Source organism: Nonomuraea salmonea (assembly GCF_042428605.1).
GTDB classification, from domain to species: domain Bacteria; phylum Actinomycetota; class Actinomycetes; order Streptosporangiales; family Streptosporangiaceae; genus Nonomuraea; species Nonomuraea salmonea.
In genome coordinates this window covers 41,020-57,211 of the sequence record NZ_JBHMCF010000014.1, presented here as the reverse complement: position 1 = coordinate 57,211, position 16,192 = coordinate 41,020, and the positions used below count along the sequence as shown (strand labels likewise).

The following is a 16,192-nucleotide window of genomic DNA, read 5'->3' as shown; positions in this document are numbered from 1 at the left end:
GTGAGGACGAATCATGACAACTACCCGCAGGATCAGGCGCAACCGGGAGGTCCGGCGACCCGGCGGCACGACGATCCGCTACACGGCCAGCGGCCCGGAGCAAGGACCGGCTCTGGCTCTCATCCACGGCTGGGCGTGCGACCGCCGCGACTTCGACGCGGTGACCGGCCATCTGCCCGACGGCCACCGCGTGCTGGCGATTGACCTCGCCGAGCACGGCGAGTCGCGGTCGGCGAGGGAGGTCTGGACGATCGAGGAGTTCGCCCGTGACGTCGCCGCGGTGCTGGAGGCCGAGTCGGTGGACAAGGTGGTCGTGGCCGGGCATTCCCTCGGCGGGGCGGTCGCCGTCGAGGTGGGTCGGCTGCTGCCCGACAGGGTCTCGCACGTGGTCGCCCTCGACGCCTTGCACTATCTGTCCCTGTTCCCGGCGATAAGCGAGGAACAGGCCGAGGCGATACTGCGCGTGTTCAGGGAGGATTTCGCCGCGGGGGTACGGGGCCTGGTGGAGGGAGGCTCGCCGGCCGGGACCGACCCGGCTCTCAAAGACGCCTACTTCGAGAAGATGGCAGCCGTGCGTCAGCCCGCCGGACTGCGTTCCATCGAAGGCCTGGTGCGCTGGGACATGGACGCGGCGCTGCGTGAGACGAGGCAGCCGATCACCGTGTTCGCGATCCGCGACCTCATCACGCAGGAGGCGATCGACCGCTACGGCGACCGGCTCGACATCGTGCTCGTCGATCTGGGCAGCCACCATTTCCCCGTGGAGTCGCCGGAGGACACGGCGAAGCTCCTGGCCGGCCTCGCTCCTTGAGCAGGCCCGCCGGCAGGCCGGCGGGCCTCGTCCCGGTAGCGCCGTACCGATAGCGGCGTGATCCACGAACAGGCCGTTCCCCATCCGCCCTGGAACCGTATGGCGGGTCCGGCCCTTCGAGCGCAGCGGGCCGTCGGCGGCCGGCAGGCGCCGGCAGACGTCACCTACTCGCTTGCGTAAGAAGGCGACACGGTCCACCCGCCAACTGCCCCACCCGAAGCGACGTGGTCCGTGGAGCGTTGTCCTCGATCACAGGACCGGCGCGTCGTCCTGCACGGAGCGCGCGTCGCTCCGTGCGACGTCGTTGATGGGCTGTTCGCGGCCCCCCCTTGTGGGTTCGGACGTGATATATACACCTATAAGGGATGAACGAAATTCACGTTCGGCGCAGGTCGCCCTCGGACGCGCTCCCGCCGGCGCTCATCGGCCGCGACGACGCCATGGCCGCGATGGTCGCCGCGGTGTCACAGGATGCCCTCGTGCTCGTCGAGGGCGAGGCCGGCATCGGCAAGTCCCGCCTGCTGGACGAGTGCCTGGCCGATCCCGCCTTACGCGGCCGTACCGTGCTGATGGCCGCCTGCCCGCCCCTGCGGGAGCCGTTCCCGCTCGGCGCGGTGGTGGACGGGCTGCGGGTCTTCGACGACCGCTTGGGCGAGCTGGCGCTGAGCCCCCTCGCCGGTGCGCTGCGCACCCTGTTCCCCGAGTGGGCGGCGTGGCTGCCGCCGGCGCTGGAGGCGCTGCCCGATCCGCAGGAGACCCGCCACCGGCTCTTCCGCGCGCTCGGCGAGCTGATCGACGCGCTCGGCGTGGACGTGCTGGTGGTCGAGGACGCGCACTGGGCGGACACGGCCACCCTCGACTGGCTGCTGACCCTCACCACCTCGCGTGGCGCCGCGCGCTCGATCGTGGTCACCTACCGGCCGCTCGAGGTCGGCGAGGGCTCGCCGCTGCTGCGCCTGACCTCACGCCCGCCCAGGAACATGTCCTGGGAACGCATCGCGCTGGAGCCGCTGGACGTGCCCCAGACCGGCGCCCTGGTGAAGTCGATGTTCGCGACCGCCGACGTGTCCGATCGCTTCGCGGCCTTCCTGCACGAGCACACCGGCGGCATCCCGCTCGCGCTGGAGGAGACCGTACGCCTGCTGCGCGCCCGGCGCGACATCTTCCGGTCCGAGACCGGCTGGCGCCGCCGTATCACCGAGGAACTGCGCGTGCCGCCCACGGTGCGCGACTCCGTCCTGGAACGCGTGACCCGGCTCGACCCGGCCACCCGCGCCGTGCTGGAGGCCGCCGCCGTACTGGAGGCGCCCGCCGGCGAGGCGCTCATCGCGGCGGTAGCGGACCTCGACGAGGCCGCCGTCCAGGACGGCCTGGCCGTCGCGCTGGCCTCCGGCCTGCTGCGCGAGTCCGGCCGTGGCGCGTTCTGCTTCAACCACGTTCTGGCCTCGCGCGCGGTCGCCGAGGCGACCCCGATCCCGTCGCGCCGCCGGCTGCACCACCGCGCGGCCCTGGCCCTGCGCGAGGGCGAGCACCCTCCCGTCGTACGGCTGTGCCGCCACTTCCGCGAGTCCGGCGACGTCGAGGAGTGGTGCCGCTACGCCGAGGCGGCCTCCGAGCTGGCCATGGAGGCGGGCGACGGCCACACGACGGTCGCGATGATGCTGGACCTGCTGACCGCCGCGGACCACCCGGTGGAGCGCCTGGTCCGCCTGGCCAGGCGGCTCGGCGCGGCCGTCTCCGTCACCGCCGAGCCGCTGCTGGGGCTGGGGGAGCGGGTGCGCGCCGCGCTGGAGGAGACGCTCGCGCATCCCGGGCTGCCGGCCGAGGCCAGGGGAGAGCTGGGGCTGAGGCTGGGGCGGCTCCGCTTCCACCTCGGCGAGTTCGAGGCCGCGATGGCCGGCCTGGAGGCCGCCATGCCGGATCTGGCGGACCGGCCCGACCTCGCCGTCCAGGCCATGCTCCTGCTGGCCAACCCGATGATCCGCGCCTGGCCGCGAGCCCGCCACCTGGAGTGGGCCGGCCGGGCGGAGCGGCTCTTCCCGCTGGTCAGCCGGCCGGTCGAGCGGGCCGCGTTCCTGTCCCACCAGGCCGCGGCGCTGCTCTGCCTCGGCGAGGAGGACGGCTGGCGCGTGGCGCGCGCCCTTCCCGCCGACGGGGACAGCCGCCTGGAGCGCCAGGAGATCGCCCGGGGGCGGCTGATGGCCGGTCAGTTCTGTACGTTATGGGGCCGGCACGACGACGCACACGCCTACCTGGACTCCTCCGCGGCGCTGGTGGAACGGGCGGGCTACCGCCGGATCGAGGACGTGCTGAGGCTGGCGCGGGCGCACCTGGCCTGGCACGCCGGGCACTGGGACGGCCTGGACGACGTGGCGGCCGAGCTGGCCGGCTCGGAGACGGCCGACGAGGCGACCCGCCTGGAGGCCCGCATGATCCTCGGCTGCCTCGACCTGGCGCGCGGTGTGCCGCAGCGGGCCGAGCAGCGGCTGCGCGAGGTCCTCGCCGCCAGCCTGGCGCGCGGGCACGCGGACCCGTTCATCTTCCCCGACGTGGCGCTGGCCAGGATCCTGCTCGCGCGCGGCGAGCCGGAGGCCGCCGTGGAGATCACCGAACCGATGCTGGAGATGATCGCCCGCAAGGACGTGTGGCTGTGGGCCACGGAGCTGCTGCCGGTCCACCTGGACGCGCTGCTTGCCGTCGGGCGGACGCAGGAGCGGTCCGGTCTGGCGGCGGACTTCGCCGCCGGGATGGCGGGACGTGACGCTCCGGCCGCCGCCGCGGCGGTCGTGACCTGCCAGGCCATGGTCGCCGCCGACCCGGGGGAGGCGGCGGGCCTGTTCGGGCGGGCCGCGGCGATGTGGGCGGCGCTGCCCCGCCCCTACGATGCGCTGCTCGCCGCCGAGCGCCGGGGCCGTCGCCTGCTCGACGCGGGCGAGCGCGAGCGGGCGCTGACGGTGCTGGAGGAGAGCCAGCGGGAGCTGGCCGCGCTGGGCGCGCGCTGGGACGCCGACCGGGTCGCTCACCTGCTGCGCGAGCAAGGGGTCGAGGTGGCCAGGCCGTGGCGCGGCGGGCGCAAGGGGTACGGCGACCGCCTGTCGCCGCGTGAGGTGGAGATCGTCCGTCTGGTGGCGCTGGGATGGACCAACAAGCGCATCGCGGAGAGCCTGAACCTGTCGCCGCGTACGGTGGAGCGCCACCTCAGCGCGGCCATGCGCAAGCTGTCGGTCGCCACGCGCACCGCCCTGGTGACCACGGCCGCCGCCGACGGACTGCTGGACGAGACACCGACATAGATCGCTTTTCCCCATTAATTGGGTGATTTCCCGACTCGCGACGTCGGCAGGTCCGCCTGATCATGATCTTCATGTCTAATGATCAACTGGACGTCGAGCCGGACCCAGTGCCGGCCGCAGTACCGGTCGCAGTGCCGGACCCAGTACCGGTCGCAGTGCCGGACCCAGTGCCCGACGCCCAACCCGACGTCGAGCCGGAGGCCGTTGCTGATGAAGGCCTCCTGAGCGAGCCGGCGCCCGACGGCGCACACGAGCCGCTGTGAACCAGCACGTCGTGCGCCTGCCGTACAGGCGCGGTCAGAAAGCGGGACAGAGATGACAATCCACCACCGGTTAGGCTCCGCACGCCTCCTGGTCACGGCCGGCCTGGCGCTGGCGCTGACGGCGGGAGCCGCACCCGCCGCGGCCGCCCCGCCACTGGACCCCACCCCCCACACCACCGGACCCGCCACCGGACCCGCCACCGCAGCGCCTGAGGCGAGCACCTCGACGGTGACCCTGCTGACCGGTGACCGCTTCCAGGTCGACATCGACGAGCGCGGCCGCCAGCAGGTCAGCAGGCTCCCCGGCGGCGGCCCGGCCGGAGGCACGTTCTCCCAGTTCACCCTCGGCGGCGACACCTACGTCGTGCCGTCAGAAGCGGTGCCCTACCTCGGCAAGACCATCGACCTGCGCCTGTTCAACGTCGGCTACCTCGTGCGGGCCAAGCTGGACGACGAGCGCAGCGCCACCCTCCCGGTCACCGTACGGGCCGGTCGTGCCCAGGCCGAAGCCCTGCCCGGCACCAGCGTCACCGCCGCCGCCGGCAGCGCGGCCACCGCGACGGTGACCAAGAAGGAAGCCCCCGCGCTCGGCAGGCTGCTGGCCGAGACCTGGCGCGCCGCGAAGGGCGACGCCGTCGGCACCCTGCCCGGCATCGAGCGGATCGAGCTGGCCGTCCCCGACGGCGCCCCCGAGCCGCCGCCCTCGCCGCTGGCCACCGACAAACCCGCCGACCAGCCCACCGCCAAGAAGGACGGCGGGGAGCTGAGCTACTACATGCTGACCGTCGACTCCATCGCCAGGGACGGCACACCCGGCACGATGATCGGAGCCGTCCAGAACGTCAGCGACGGAGCCCTGGCCACCTTCGCCTTCGCCTACCCGGGTGAGGGCAAGAAGTCGTTCATGGTGCCGGAAGGCACCTACAGCATCATGGCCAGCGTGCTCACCGCCCCGGCCACCGACCTCACGTCGGAGACGGCCCTGGTGATCGAGCCCGAGGTGCGGGTCGGCGCCGACACCAGCGTGGTGCTGGACGCCAGGAAGGCGGTCCGCTACCGGCCGGAGCTGGCCTCGCCGCCGCGGGCGCCGCTGATCCGCTCCGAATCCCTGTCGTTCGTCCGCACCAGCGCCGCGGGGGACGAGACGGGCATCGGCCCCTCAGGACTGCTCGCGGGCTTCATCTGGAAGACCTACTCCGACCCGGTCACCGGCAACCCCGACCTCTACGTCACCCCGACCAGGCGCGTCAAGAAGGGCGACTTCAAGTTCACGGGCTTCACGCTGCTGGCCGAGAACGCCGACTCGGGGCCCGAGATGGGCGCGACGTACAAGCTGGTGTTCGCCTACGGCGACGCCGTCCCGCGCAGACTGACGCCGGTCGTCAGGAAGTCGGAGCTGGCCACGGTGCGCTCCACGCTCTACAACACCGCCTCCGACGCCGCCTCGCCAGGACCGGTGACCAGGGGGTCCTTCGTGTTCCTGCCGTGGGGGTGGTCCGACGTGAACCACGGCTACCTGCCGGCCGCCGGTGACCGCGTCGACTACGTCTACAGCACCAGGCCAGGCGAGACGTACTGGCAGCACGTCATGGCCGCCGACACCAACGAGGTCATCCTCGGCGAGCGCCGCAAGCTGCGCCCCGGCCAGGAGATCAGGGAAGTGTGGAACCTCGGCCCCCGGACGCCGTCGGCGGCCGCCACCTACGTGCAGGAGACCCTGCTCGGCATCGGCGGCCCGAGCAGCAAGGTGGACGAACCCCTGCTGCAGGTGTGCCTGGCGTGCCGGCAGGGCTCGCTGGGCTCGGTCTACCTGAACGGGTTCGCCGACTCGGCGCCGCTGCACTCGACGTCGGAGGCGTACGCCGCCTCGCGGACCACGTTCTACCGCGACGGCAAGCTCGCCTTCGACCTGGGCGCCGGCGGCTCCCGGCCCTACCGGCCCATGCCGCTGTCGCTGCCGCTGGCGCCGCGCCCGGCCGACTACCGCCTGGTGTGGGACTTCGCCGCCCAGGGCAATGCCCAGTCGCCGAGCCGTACCGAGTGGACCTTCCGCAGCGGCCCGCGGGACGCCGCCGCCAGGCTGCCCCGTACCGTGCAGTGCGCCGACACCACGCGCCCATGCTCCTTCCTGCCGCTGCTGTTCGTGCACTGGGACCTGTCGCTCGACCTCGACTCCCGGGCCAGGGCCGGGCGGCGGTTCGACGTCGCGTTCCGGGTCTCGCACCAGGAGCACCAGGCCAGGCCCACCGGCGTGCGGGCCACGGTCGAGGTGTCGTACGACGACGGCCAGACCTGGTCGGCTCCGAAGACCGCCACCGCCAGGCACGACGGCACGTTCACCGCGCCGATCACGCATCCGGAGTACTCCGAGCCGGTCCGCTGGGTGTCACTGCGGGTCAAGGCGCGGGCCGGTGACGGCAGCACCGTCACCCAGACCAACATCCGTGCCTACCGGCTCGCCGGCTGACCGGGAGACCTGACATGCGCACCCATCGATGGACGACGCTCGGGGGCGTGGCGGCGATGCTGCTCACCACGATCGCCCCGCTGACCCTCCTCACCACGTCCGCGGCGGCCACCTCCGCGGCGGCCACCTCCGCCGGGGCCACCGCCGCGCCGCCCGCCACGAGCGCGGCCTGCCCCCGCGACGCCAAGGACACCGGGCCGGCGACGTGCCTCCTGCGCGCCGGCACGGGAGGCGGCGACCAGCCGCTGCCGCGCGTCACCGCCGGCCGCGGCCCCCTGACCGCCGGCGACCTGCAGGAGGCCTACCGGCTGCCCGCGGACTGGCTGGGCGGCGGCCAGAGCGTGGCCGTCGTCACCCCGTACGACAACCCCGCGGCCGGGGACGAGCTGGCCGAGTACCGCAAGGCGAACGGCATGCCCCCGTGCGACGCCGACTTCCCGTGCTTCAAGAAGATCAACCAGCGCGGCGGCGACACACCGCCCGCCCCGAGCCCCGCCTGGGCGGTGCACAGCAGCGTCGGGCTGCAGCTCGCCGCGGCGGCCTGCCCGAACTGCAAGCTCCTGCTGGTGCAGGCCGACGACCCCTCCCTGGACAGCATGGCGGCGGCCGTCGACCAGGCCGCCGCGCAGGGCGCCACCGCGGTCGTGCCCATGTGGGGCGTGGCCGAGTACGACGGCCAGAACGCCCTGGCCGCCCACTTCGACCACGCGCCCACCACCGTCGTCGCCCCCTCCGGCCAGGGCTTCAACAACGGCGGCCGCCAGATCCTGCCCGCCGCCTACCCATCGGTGATCGCCGTCGGCGGCACCCAGCTCTACCGGGACTCCGCCACCACGCGCGGCTGGAACGAGTCCGTCTGGCGCGACACCGCCTCCGGCTGCTCGATGTACGGGACGCGCCCGGCCTGGCAGCCCGCCGGAGCGTGCGGCAGCCGGCGCACCGTGGCCGACGTCGCGGCGGTGGGCTCCGCCGACACCCCGGTCCAGGTCTACAGCACCAGCCTGGGCGGCTGGGGCACCGCCGCCGGCACCCCCGTCGCGGCGGCGTTCATCGCCGGCGTGTACGGCCTGGCCGGCACCGACTCATCCACCCCGGCGGGCCGGCGGCTCTACGCCTCCGCCCAGTACCTGAACGACATCACCGCCGGAAGCAACGGCGCCTGCGGCGGCGGCAAGATCTGCACCGCGGCGCGCGGCTACGACGGGCCCAGCGGCATGGGCACCCCCAACGGCACCGGCGCCTTCTAGGAGGACCCTGATGCGAACACCACGATCCCCCCGCAGGCGGCTGCGCACTGCCACCGTCAGGGCCACCGTCGCGGCCGGCCTGACCGCCCTGCTGAGCACCGCCGCCACCTCCGCCACCCAGGCTCCCGCCGCAGCCCGGACGGACTGCGTACCGACCTGGACGATGCTCGACGCGCCCGCCGGTGAGGGCGTCGTCGACGTCGACGTGATCTCGCGTGACGACGTGCGCTTCTCCGAACAACTCGAGGAGGGCGCCAGGTCGCTGCGCTGGAACGGCCGCGAGCTGGTCGAGAACGGCCCCCAGATCCCGGTGCCCGCGCGTACCGGGAACCTCTTCCAGGTGGGCGCCGGCTCGTTCACCGCCGGCGGCGGCTGGTCGCTGGTCAGCCTGCACGGTTCCTTCCAGCCGGACGGGACGGGCGTGCTGGCCCGCCTCGACCGCGACCGCTGGACGCTCACCCCGGCGGGCGCGTCGCAGAGCCCGGAGGCCGGACCGGCCTGGCTGTCGGACGTCGCCACGGTGAAATCCTCCCAGGCGTGGGCGGTGGGCCGCGTCGACGGACCGGCCGGCGGCGCGCTCATCCAGCGCTGGGACGGCACGGAATGGACGAGCGTCGACCACCCCGCCGCCCGCCGCGCCGCCGCCGCCCTGACGTCGGTGAAGGCGGTGCCGGGCGGCGGCGTCTGGGCCGCCGGCTTCCAGAAGAACGAGCAGACGGGCGCGTACCAGCCGATGGTCCTGCGCCACGACGGGACGGCCTGGGCCGACGTCGCGCTGCCCGACCCCGGCGCGGAAGGAATGCTGTACGCGCTCGACGCCTCCGGCCCCGACGACGTCTGGGTCGCCGGCATCTCCGGCAGCCAGAGCAGCCCGAGGCCGCTCCTGCTCCACTGGGACGGCCAGAGCTGGACCACCGTCCCCGCACCCCAGCCCGGCCCCTACGGCGGCGACATCTTCAAGCTGTACGCCCCCGCCCCCGGCCAGCTGTGGGCCCTCACCAACGACAGCAGCATGGGCGTCTTCCACGTGCAGCACTGGGACGGCGCCTCCTGGCAGGAGGCCAAGCCCCAGGGCGAGCAGCCGGAGGCGTTCGGCTTCATCTTCCACGACGTGGACGGCAGCGGCCCCGACGACGTGTGGGTGACCGGCACCTCCACCCGCACCGAACCCTCCGACATCGGCTACCCGCAGCTGCTGCCGCGCCGCCTGATCGCCCACCTGAGCTGCGGGAGAAAGTGACATGAGAGTTCCCCGAAAGTCACCCGCCCTGGCGTGCGCCCTGACCCTGCTGGCCACCGCCCTGTCGGGCGCCGTCCCCGCACATGCCGCCGCCGACGACCCGGTGATCGCGCCGGAGGTGCTGGCCAGATTCGACGCGCGCCCCACCACGGACTTCTGGGTGCGCATGTCGGGCAAGGCCGACCTCGCCCCCGCCAAGAAGATCGCCGGCCGCACCGCCCGCGGCCGGGACGTGGTCGAACGGCTGCACGCCAGAGCCGACCGCGACCAGGAGCCGCTGCGCAAACTGCTCAAGGCGGAAGGAGTGAAGTCCACGGCGTACTGGGTCACCAACGCCGTCTACGTCAAGAACGCCTCCAAGGCGCTGGCCAAGAAGATCGCGAAGTTACCCGGGGTCGAGGAGATCCGCGCGCCCGTCACGTACACCATCCCCGAGCCGACCCGCAGCACGCCCACCGGGGCGGCCGCGGCGACGAGCCTCGCCTGGGGTGTGACCAACATCAACGCCGACGACGTGTGGGCGCGGACCGGCCGCCGCGGCGAGGACATCGTCATCGCCAACATCGACTCCGGCGTCCAGTACGACCACCCCGCCCTGGTCAAGAGCTACCGGGGCAGCAACGCCGACGGCACCTTCACCCACGACTACAACTGGTACGACCCGCTGCGCGAGTGCCCGAGCGACGCGCCGTGCGACAACAACTCCCACGGCACCCACACCATGGGCACCATGGCCGGCGACGACGGCCAGGGCAACCAGATCGGCGTCGCCCCCGGCGTGCGCTGGATCGCCGCCAAGGGCTGCACCACCAGCCAATGCTCGGAGGAGGCCCTCGTCGCCTCCTCGCAGTGGATGCTCGCGCCCACCGACTCCACCGGCGCCGACCCCGACGCCTCCAAGCGCCCGCACATCGTCAACAACTCGTGGGGCGCGAGCCTGACCACCCAGCCGTTCATGGAGGACATCCAGCTCGCCTGGGCGGCCTCCGGCATCATGGGCATCTGGTCCAACGGCAACGACGGCCCCGGCTGCCAGACCTCAGGATCGCCCGGCGGGCGCATCATCAACTACTCGGTCGGCGCGTACGACGTCGACAACAAGATCGCGGGCTTCTCCAGCCGCGGTCCCGGCCAGGACGGCGAAGTCAAGCCGAACATCTCCGCACCGGGCGTGAACGTCCGCTCCTCGGTGCCCGGCGGCTCCTACGCCTTCTACAACGGCACCTCGATGGCGGCGCCGCACGTCGCGGGAGCGGTCGCGCTGCTGTGGTCGGCCCGCCCCGAGTACGTACGCGACACCGCGGCCACCCGCCTGCTGCTCGACCTGTCGGCCATCGACACCGACGACACCAGCTGCGGCGGCACCGCGGCCGACAACGCCGTCTACGGCGAAGGCCGCCTCGACGCCCTGGCCCTGGTCGAGGCCGGCACGCGCGGCACCGCCACGCTGGCCGGCACCGTCACGGACGCCACCACCGGCCGGCCGGTCGAGGGCGCCACCGTCACCCTCACCGGCCCGCTCACCCGCACCTCCACCCTCGGCGCCGACGGCGCCTACCGCTACACCCTCGTCGCGGGGGAGTACCAGCTCAAGGCCGAGGCGTTCGGCTACCAGACCACCACCAAAACGGCCACCCTGACCAAGGACGGCGCCCTCACCCTGGACGTCGCCCTGCCGCAGACCGCGCGGATCGACCTGACCGGCACCGTCGCCGACGCCTCCGGCCTCGGCCGCGGGCTCGCCGCGCAGATCACCGCCGACGACGGCAAGGGCCACACATGGAACGCCGAATCCGACCCCGACACCGGCGCCTACACCCTGTCCCTGCTCCCCTCGATGACCTACACCCTCACCACCCGCTCCACCGAGCCCGGCTACGACCCGTCCGTCCAGCAGATCACCATGGGTGAGACGGGCCGGCGGCTCGACCTCGGCCTGACCGTCTCCCTGTCCTGCGTCGCCCGCGGCTACGAGGTGATCCGCGACGGCAGCACCGAGCCGTTCGACGGCACCACGGCGCCCAAGGGCTGGACGGTCACCAACGTCGACCCCCGCATCCCCAACTACGCCCACCAGCCCGGCTGGGTCTTCACCGACGCCGGCGGACGGGGCAACCACACCGGCGGCGCGGGCGGCTTCGCCATCGTCGACTCCCTGCACTCCGGCAAGGGCCACCTCCAGGACACCTACCTGACCAGCCCCTCCTACGACCTGACCGGCCGGACCTCGGCGACCCTGGAGTTCGCCCACGACCTGAAGCCGGCGGTCAACTCCACGACCGGCGTCGACCTCAGCGTGGACGGGGGCCGTACCTGGAAGACCGTGTGGTCGGCCAAGGGCTTCCCCGGCGCTCCTGGACCCGCCGTCCACGTCATCCCGCTGCCGGACGCGGCCGGCCAGGCCGACGTACGGCTCCGCCTCCACTACCGGGGCCAGCTGTCCGGCTGGTGGGCCGTCGACGACGTGTTCGTCGGCGACCGCACCTGCCGCCCCGCGACAACCTGACCCTGCCACGTGGGTCGCCGCTGCCCCCGAGGTCCGGGGGCAGCGTAGCGGTTGGACGCGATAGTCCGCACGTGAAAAGTGCCTCTTGCTCTGGTGCGGACAGGGCCTTTGGCAAGCCTTATCCTCCCAGCTCATAGGCACTTTTCTCATGTAAACGATCAGCCCGGCTCAAATTTCCCGTGAAAGCCCGAGGCCAGTTTTACAGTCCCATCTCTTGGAGGTCAGGGCCATTCACGATGCGAGTGGGTGCCGTCGTCACTCTGGACGGTCCATCGGCCATTGGCGAAGTTGCTGGCGATGGTGATGCCGACGGGGAGCTTCGCTTCGTGTCCGGGGCGGGGTGCGGGCGCGTCCGCTACGCCTGAGGTGCCACGCCGAAGCGTAGGAAGCCGGCGATGCGGGGGGAGAACGTGAGCGGGGTCTGCTCGCCGAGCGACGAGCGCAGGCCCGCCGCCACGTCGGCGTCCGGCTCACCGAACACCTCGAAGTGCTCCACCCGGCAGTGCTTCATCACGTCCTGGATGAACGGGTCCGCGAGTTTCCAGTGCACGCGGACCGCGTCGGAGTCCCGATACATCTGGAAGCTGTGCGCGAGCATCCGCGTCTCGTCCACGAAGGTCTGCACCATCAGCTGCGGGCCATGCTGCTGGACGAACTCCACGGCTCGGGCGATGGCAGCGCGGAAATCCTCCAGGTGGCCGTCGGTGATGCGCATGGTGTTGCGGAAGAGGAGGATTGTTTCGTCCTGGTGGCTCATGACGCGGTTCAGCCTTCCCTTTCCAGCAGCTCGAACAGGCTCGAGAATCCCTGTTCGCCGTTACCGCCGGCGATCCGGCGATCCATCAGTTCTTTGACCTGGCGCATCCGCATGGCTTCCACGCCAACGGACTCCCGGTGATCGATCATGTCGTTCATCAGCGCGGCCTGGACGCGGAGCGGACCGAGGTCCGGCGGGTATTCCCCGCTCGCGACCGCCTTGGCGATCCCGGTCAGCAACGGCGCATAGGCGGCCAGCGAGCCGACGAAGCGCTCAGCGAACTCCGTCACATCGCCCCCTTCCGCCCGAACCAGCTTGAGCACGTGCAGAAAGCCGATGAGCATCTCGTAACCCATGGCGACCTGGGCCATGAACTCCACGGCGGCCAAGCCGGCGTCCTCGCCGTGGTAGCCGACGCCGCCCAACACCCGCAGGGCCGACTCGTGGGCGTCGAAGGCGCTGCGGGAACCGCTGAGCAGGACGGTGAAGTTCGATGTGCCGACATACGGTGGGTCTCCCATGAGCTTGCCGTCGATGTACTCGGCGCCGTGCTCACTCGCCCAGCGCTCGTTGGTGCGCGCCTGGGCGGGTGAGCCGCTGGTGAGGTTCACCAGCACCTTGCCCTCGACCACGTCATCGACCGAGGCCAGCACTTCGTCGACCGCTGCACTGTCGAGGAGGCAGACCACGACGAGCGGGCTGGCCGCCACCGCCTCCGTGGCCGTGGCGGACGCCGTGGCGCCGACGTCGACCAGCGGCGCGCACTTGCTCGCCGTCCGGTTCCAGACTGTTGTGCGATATCCGCGTTCGACGAACGTTCTGGCGATCGCCGATCCCATGGAACCTAAACCGAGCACGGTGACCTGGCTCGCCGCGGTGGTGGGGTTGTCGGTCGTCGCTGGTGTCGTCGTCATGGTGCTCTCTTTCGTGTTGGATTCGGGTCAAAGGAATGGCCGCCGGCTCGACTCGGGAAGACCGCCCAACAGCGCGGTCATGTTGCGCTCGCCGGGTCGATGCTCGACAGCTTGTCGGGATTGACGATGCCGATCGCCGTTCCGCGAGGCGTCCAGGAAATGCTTGAGGAGCTCAGTGTGGTCGCCGGCGGCCGGGTTGATCCGGTCGCGGCCTTCGGTCAGGCGTCCCACTGCCCGGTGGTGCCATTGCCGGCGGACCGGCGAGCTGGGCGAACAGGCTTGGCGTGAGTTTTCGTTCCTCCACACTCCGAGAGCCGGATCGTCGAGGTCAGCCGGCGAGCGCGGCGGCGATGGCGGGGCCGAATGCGGCGCCGAGCAGGTAGCAGAGGTTGAACTGGCCCATCGCCGTCGATCTGGCGCCGTCGGGCACCGCGGCGGCGGCGCGTGCCGCGAACGCCCCTTGCCCGGAGGCGGCGGCGAGGGAGGTAAGCGCCTGGGCGATGAGGAGGGCGGCCGGCGAGACGCTGAGGCACGCCAGCCCCACGCCTGCCGCCGCCAGCCCGGGGAAGAGCCAGGCAACGGCCTTCACCGGCGCTTTCGCGGTGGCGGCGATCGTCCCGTAGGAGGCCAGCCCGCCGAACATCAGCGGCCCCAGGATGGCGGCTCCCACCTGGCCGCTGGTCCAGTCCGCCTGTCCGGCGAGCAGGGCGGGCAGCAGATAGATCATGCCGAAGTTGGTCGCGGCCAGCAGGAACGCCAGGCCGGACACCAGGAGGAACACCGGAGCGCGGACGATCGAGGCAGGCAGGAATCCATCGCGCCTGGACCGTAGGTGCAGCGCCAGCAGCCCACCGGCGGCCACGGCGGCCGTCCCCGCGACCGTCCATGAGTGAGGCACGAACACCAGCGCGGTGACCAACGCCGTCAGCAGCACCGCACCCACCGGGTCGAAGGGCGCGTCCGGCGCCGGCCCGGCGGGTCGGTGACGCAGCACGCAGGGAACGGCGAGCAGGCTCAGCACGGGCAGGGCCAGGCCCGCCTGCCAGGACAGCAGCCCCCCGACCAGGTCGGCGATCAGCGGCGCGGTGGCACCGACCGTCGCCAGCGCGGCCGTGACGAGCCCCATGGAGCGTGCCGAGCGGGTGAGGCTCATGGCGATCGTGGTGAACCCGGCAGTGCCGAGCCCTTGAGCCGCGCTGCCGAGCACGAGCGACGGCAGTGAGGGCAGGCTCACCACGAGCACCGCGCCGAGGGCGACCAGCGCGGCGCAGGTGAGCAGCGCCCGGCGTACGCCCTGGTGGCTCTGCAAGCCCGCCATCAAGGGGGTGCCGATCGCGATGGCCCAGCCGAAGGCGGTGACGATCCAGGTCACGGCGCCCAGGTCCAGTCCGAGGTCGCGGGCGGCGTCCGGCAGGATGAGGCTGGGCCCGGCGATCCCGAAGGAGAGCGGTCCCGCCAGCAGCGCCAGCCAGGCCGCCGGAACCCCGCGGCCCGGAGCTGCGAGCTGATCGGGCGCTCCGCCGTGGGTGAAGGAGGCGGGGGTTGAGCTGCTCATCAGTCCTCCCCGCTCGCGGACAGCACCGGGTAGTCGGTGTAGCCGCGGTGGTCGCCGCCGTAGAAGGTGCTGGGGTCGGCTTCGGTGTACGGCCCGCCCGCCGCGATCCTGGCGGGCAGGTCGGGGTTGGCCAGCCACAGCCGGCCGAAGGCGATCGCGTCGGCCAGGCCGGAGCGCAGCGCCTCGATCCCGTCCTCGGGGTTCGCCGGCTTCTCGCCGCTCCACGGGTGCGGGTTGAGGACGAGCGGGCCCTCCCACTCGGCGCGGATGAGCTCGGTCACGTCGCGGGTGTCGTTCTCCGAGACGTGCACGTACGCCAGGTCGTACGGTGCCAGCGCGCGGGCCAGCTCCGTGTAGAGGATCTCCGTGTCGCCCTCCTTCATGCCGTTGTAGGAGATGCCGGGAGAGATCCGGATGCCGGTGCGGCCAGGCCCGATCACGTCGGTGACGGCCTGCACGACCTCCACGGCGAACCTGAGCCGTCCTGCCACCGAACCGCCGTAGGCGTCGGTGCGCCGGTTGGTGTTGTCCGACAGGAACTGGTGGATCAGGTAGCCGCTGGCGCCGTGCAGTTCGACCGCGTCGAAGCCGGCCTCCATCGCCAGCCGGGCCGCGGTGGCGAAATCCTCAATGGCCTGGTCGATGTCGGCCAGCGTCATCTCCCGGGGCGTCGGATGATCCAGCAGCCCTTCGGGGGTGTAGAGCCGCTCTCCGGAGCAGATCGCCGACGGAGCGAGGGGAAGCTCGCCTCCGGGGTACAGGCAGGGATGGCCGATCCGCCCGGAGTGCATGATCTGGACCGCGATACGGCCGCCTCGCCGGTGCACCGCGTCCGTGACCAGCCGCCAGGCCGTCACCTGCTCCGGCGTGTGCAGTCCGGGGGTGTCGATGTAGCCCTGGCCGATCACGCAGGGCTGGGTGCCCTCGGTGATGATCAGGCCGGCGGCGGCGCGCTGGGCGTAGTACTCGGCGGTCAGTTCACCGACGAGCCCGCCCCGTGCCCTGTTCCGCGTCATGGGCGCCATGACCAGGCGGTTGGAAAGATCCAGCTCACCGATGGTCACGGGCGTGAAAAGCTCGTTCACGATCATCCTCCTCGTCACGAGATCGTCTTCGTTGCTACGAGGGTATGAACGGGC

General features: G+C 72.2%; 11 protein-coding genes. 6 read left to right on the top strand and 5 right to left on the bottom strand.

What is annotated here, in order from left to right; all coding sequences use genetic code 11:
• The first annotated feature begins 13 nt into the window (after positions 1 to 13).
• The 6 genes from ACFFR3_RS19285 (at position 14) to ACFFR3_RS19260 (ending at position 11,827) form a co-directional block, all read left to right on the top strand.
• Entirely contained in the window at positions 14 to 811 is a 798-nt protein-coding gene (locus ACFFR3_RS19285; RefSeq protein ID WP_379483565.1) for an alpha/beta fold hydrolase, read from the top strand.
• A 365-nt stretch (positions 812 to 1,176) separates the two neighbouring features.
• Positions 1,177 to 4,104 (top strand): ATP-binding protein, encoded by a 2,928-nt coding sequence (locus ACFFR3_RS19280; protein WP_379483564.1) that lies wholly within the window; start codon positions 1,177 to 1,179, stop codon positions 4,102 to 4,104.
• 315 nt (positions 4,105 to 4,419) lie between these two features.
• Complete coding sequence (locus ACFFR3_RS19275) at positions 4,420 to 6,834, top strand: hypothetical protein (RefSeq protein WP_379483563.1); 2,415 nt, start codon at positions 4,420 to 4,422, stop codon at positions 6,832 to 6,834.
• Between the two features lie 14 nt (positions 6,835 to 6,848).
• Entirely contained in the window at positions 6,849 to 8,081 is a 1,233-nt protein-coding gene (locus ACFFR3_RS19270; RefSeq protein WP_379483562.1) for a S8/S53 family peptidase, read from the top strand.
• Between the two features lie 10 nt (positions 8,082 to 8,091).
• Positions 8,092 to 9,321 (top strand): beta propeller repeat protein, encoded by a 1,230-nt coding sequence (locus ACFFR3_RS19265; protein WP_379483561.1) that lies wholly within the window; start codon positions 8,092 to 8,094, stop codon positions 9,319 to 9,321.
• A gap of 1 nt (position 9,322) precedes the next feature.
• Entirely contained in the window at positions 9,323 to 11,827 is a 2,505-nt protein-coding gene (locus tag ACFFR3_RS19260; protein ID WP_379483560.1) for a S8 family serine peptidase, read from the top strand.
• Between the two features lie 355 nt (positions 11,828 to 12,182).
• On the opposite strand, the gene ACFFR3_RS19255 is transcribed toward ACFFR3_RS19260, so the two are convergent.
• From ACFFR3_RS19255 to ACFFR3_RS19235, 5 genes are all read right to left on the bottom strand, one after another.
• On the bottom strand, positions 12,183 to 12,584 hold the full coding sequence (locus ACFFR3_RS19255) for a hypothetical protein (RefSeq protein WP_364385370.1): 402 nt from the start codon (positions 12,582 to 12,584) through the stop codon (positions 12,183 to 12,185).
• Between the two features lie 8 nt (positions 12,585 to 12,592).
• Positions 12,593 to 13,498, bottom strand: coding sequence for an NAD(P)-dependent oxidoreductase (locus ACFFR3_RS19250; protein WP_345408576.1), 906 nt, complete (start codon positions 13,496 to 13,498; stop codon positions 12,593 to 12,595).
• 27 nt (positions 13,499 to 13,525) lie between these two features.
• On the bottom strand, positions 13,526 to 13,729 hold the full coding sequence (locus ACFFR3_RS19245) for a hypothetical protein (RefSeq protein WP_345408574.1): 204 nt from the start codon (positions 13,727 to 13,729) through the stop codon (positions 13,526 to 13,528).
• A gap of 97 nt (positions 13,730 to 13,826) precedes the next feature.
• Positions 13,827 to 15,053, bottom strand: coding sequence for an MFS transporter (locus ACFFR3_RS19240; RefSeq protein WP_379483559.1), 1,227 nt, complete (start codon positions 15,051 to 15,053; stop codon positions 13,827 to 13,829).
• Positions 15,053 to 16,144: an alkene reductase gene (locus ACFFR3_RS19235; protein ID WP_364385379.1), complete on the bottom strand. Its 1,092-nt coding sequence runs from the start codon at positions 16,142 to 16,144 to the stop codon at positions 15,053 to 15,055. The genes ACFFR3_RS19240 and ACFFR3_RS19235 overlap by 1 nt, the downstream gene beginning before the upstream one ends.
• Between the last annotated feature and the right edge of the window lie 48 nt (positions 16,145 to 16,192).